The following is a 2,554-nucleotide window of genomic DNA, read 5'->3' as shown; positions in this document are numbered from 1 at the left end:
TCCGGAACCGGGTGCGCAGGTTCGAATCCTGCTAGGCGCACCAAATAAAAGGCTTCTCGAAAATTCGAGAAGCCTTTTTTGTTTACTATCTATATTTATTACACTGAATTCCCCTAGATTTAAATTCATTCATGAGTATGTCTATTGATTTATCAATGATTTCTTCATTAGTTATATATACCATCTTTTGGTAGTAGACCGTACCATCAAATTCTATCCAACGACTTGTCGTACCATTTAGTTTGCAAATCTTCATTCTGCCAGCCCAGCTTCCCATGCTACGAAATTTTTTGCCCTTAGAGAAGCGTACTTCTCGAATATCTTTTAATTTATAGGTTCTCTTCATTAATCCAAGGCCTATAGAGACTTGATCATCTGTAAAATAAAGAAGTTTATAACGGTCTTCTGGAGGCATGGATCTAATTATAGATAGGTTATAAGTAGCAAAAACTACAGCAATAGCTATCAATATAAACATTAGTATTATCATATAGCTTCCCATACTTTCAAGGCCTCCTTTTCTCTATTATAATAAATATAAGTAATGTATGAAATCATTTTATATCACTTCATGAATAAAACTTTATATTGGTTATATCTTTCATATGTATAATATTCTGAAAATTACATGGTTATTTGTAATAGAAATGAAGAGGCCTTAGCTGAATTTAGTGGTGCTGACCCAGAAGCGATTAAAGATCTTGCTATTAAGGGTACAGATAAGTTGAAGGATACAACAGATAAGATTAGAGAATCCTTTGAAAAACGTGAACAAGAAGCACAAGCTAAGAGAAAAGAACGCCTTAAACAAGAGCGTGAAGCTGCTTCTAATGATGAGAGTGTAAAGACTGAAGAGAAAACTGATACAGAGGTACCTAAAGCTGATGTGCCTACAGCTGATGCACCTAAAACAAATGATGTATCTAGTTCAGTAGAGAAAAAAGAAGATAAATAATTGTATATGAATGCTATAGCTGCACGTATAGGAACTCAATATGTAACATGATATAGGAAACCTCCACTCGAATGAGTGGAGGTTTTTCTATTCGGAGCTATATAGGAGCTGTATTGTAGATAGGGATTCAACATAGAATGTTATATTTAATAGTATGGAAATAATAAGTGAATGTGATTTGAGTAACACATTTTATTTTGAGAATGATGTACAATGAGGATGTCCTTATGAAAATCTGAATATCCTAGCAGGAACACTAGGCATATAGGACGTGATGAATCACATATAAAGTATCTAATTAAGATTAATATAGTACTAAATTGTATCAATGCATAGTTTTGCTGTAGTGATACAGAGGAGATAGAATGACAAATACAATACAAGAGCTCACTGTCAACGAAGCTTGGCGTAATGAGCAAGATGCGTGGAATAACCGATCCAATTACTTTGTAGAAATGCACAATCGAGATGATCGTAAGGCGCAGGTTACAGAGTTTTTATCATTTTTGAAGGATAAAAATCTTTTGCCTTTAAAAGGCGGTTGTACACTTGATATAGGATGTGGTGTGTGTGACTATGCACTAGGTTTAGCTCGTGAAGGATATAAGGCGACAGGTATAGATTTGTCTGATGGCATGATCCGTGGGGCTAAACAATTGGCAGAGGCAGAAGGTTTAGATCTTGATTTATACATTGCCCCTTGGTCTGATGAAACTCGACGTGAACTAAAATGGGAGAAAAGCTTTGATTTAACATATAGTATCTTCTGTCCTATTATGTTTGATGTAGAAAATATTCGCGCTATGCATGAAGCAAGTAAGGACAAATGCTTGTGGATTGCTTTTAGTGAACGTAGCGATGAGACCGTAGATATGTTGTCTGAACATTTCTTTGGCCGTGATTCATTCCCTTGGGATGGCAAGATGAAAGAGTGTTTAGATGCTATTCATGAAATAGGGCATAATATAAAAGTGACGTATAAGACGGTTCCTGAAACAGAGGTTATGAGCCTTGATAAAGCTGTGAATTACTTTACAATGCGACTACACAACAATACATGGGGCGATATGGAAGATATGAAAGAGGAAATCAGAAATCTCATTGAACCATTAGCTATTAATGGAGAAATCCATAATAAAACTGTTGATAAAGTGGCCTGGGTGTCCTGGTCTGTAAAATAGGAGAGTACTATGACAGTTGATGAAAAACGTAAGTTAGAATTAAAAACTATGTACCAAATTATTGGCATCTATTGTCATAATAAGCACCATACGCCTAAGGGGCAACTTTGCAAAGATTGTGAACAGGTTTGGGAATATGCAGAGCATCGCATTGATGCATGCCCTCATATGGAAACGAAAACCTTCTGCAGTGTTTGTAAAACTCATTGCTATGCGCCTAATTATCGTGAAAAGATTCGGGAAATCATGCGCTATGGGGGGCCTAGGATGTTACTAGTATCACCAATTCAAGTCATTAGACATATGTACCTTGAATGGAAAGACAAAAAAAGAGGCTAGCCATGCTAGCCTCTTTTTTTATGGTTGTACGCCGAATAGGCATGACTAAACCCCCAGTTAAACTGGGGGTCGGTAAAAA

The 2,554-nt window shown here is 36.3% G+C and carries 4 protein-coding genes; 3 read left to right on the top strand and 1 reads right to left on the bottom strand.

From position 1 onward, the window contains the following. Positions 1-85: 85 nt before the first annotated feature. The gene (locus QZ548_RS08995) at positions 86-502 is read right to left on the bottom strand and encodes a hypothetical protein (RefSeq protein ID WP_295869828.1); all 417 of its coding nucleotides are present in this window, start codon (positions 500-502) and stop codon (positions 86-88) included. 126 nt (positions 503-628) lie between these two features. Between QZ548_RS08995 and QZ548_RS08990 the strand changes: the two genes are divergently transcribed. From QZ548_RS08990 to QZ548_RS08980, 3 genes are all read left to right on the top strand, one after another. After that, positions 629-955: a hypothetical protein gene (locus tag QZ548_RS08990; RefSeq protein WP_295869826.1), complete on the top strand. Its 327-nt coding sequence runs from the start codon at positions 629-631 to the stop codon at positions 953-955. A gap of 365 nt (positions 956-1,320) precedes the next feature. Continuing rightward, positions 1,321-2,136, top strand: coding sequence for a class I SAM-dependent methyltransferase (locus tag QZ548_RS08985; protein ID WP_295869824.1), 816 nt, complete (start codon positions 1,321-1,323; stop codon positions 2,134-2,136). A gap of 9 nt (positions 2,137-2,145) precedes the next feature. Next, on the top strand, positions 2,146-2,475 hold the full coding sequence (locus QZ548_RS08980; protein WP_295869822.1) for a nitrous oxide-stimulated promoter family protein: 330 nt from the start codon (positions 2,146-2,148) through the stop codon (positions 2,473-2,475). Positions 2,476-2,554 lie beyond the last annotated feature (79 nt).

The organism is uncultured Veillonella sp. (assembly GCF_915069625.1).
Classification (GTDB): domain Bacteria; phylum Bacillota; class Negativicutes; order Veillonellales; family Veillonellaceae; genus Veillonella.
The sequence above is the reverse complement of the archived record's forward strand: the minus strand, read 5'-3'. Positions and strand labels throughout refer to the sequence as shown.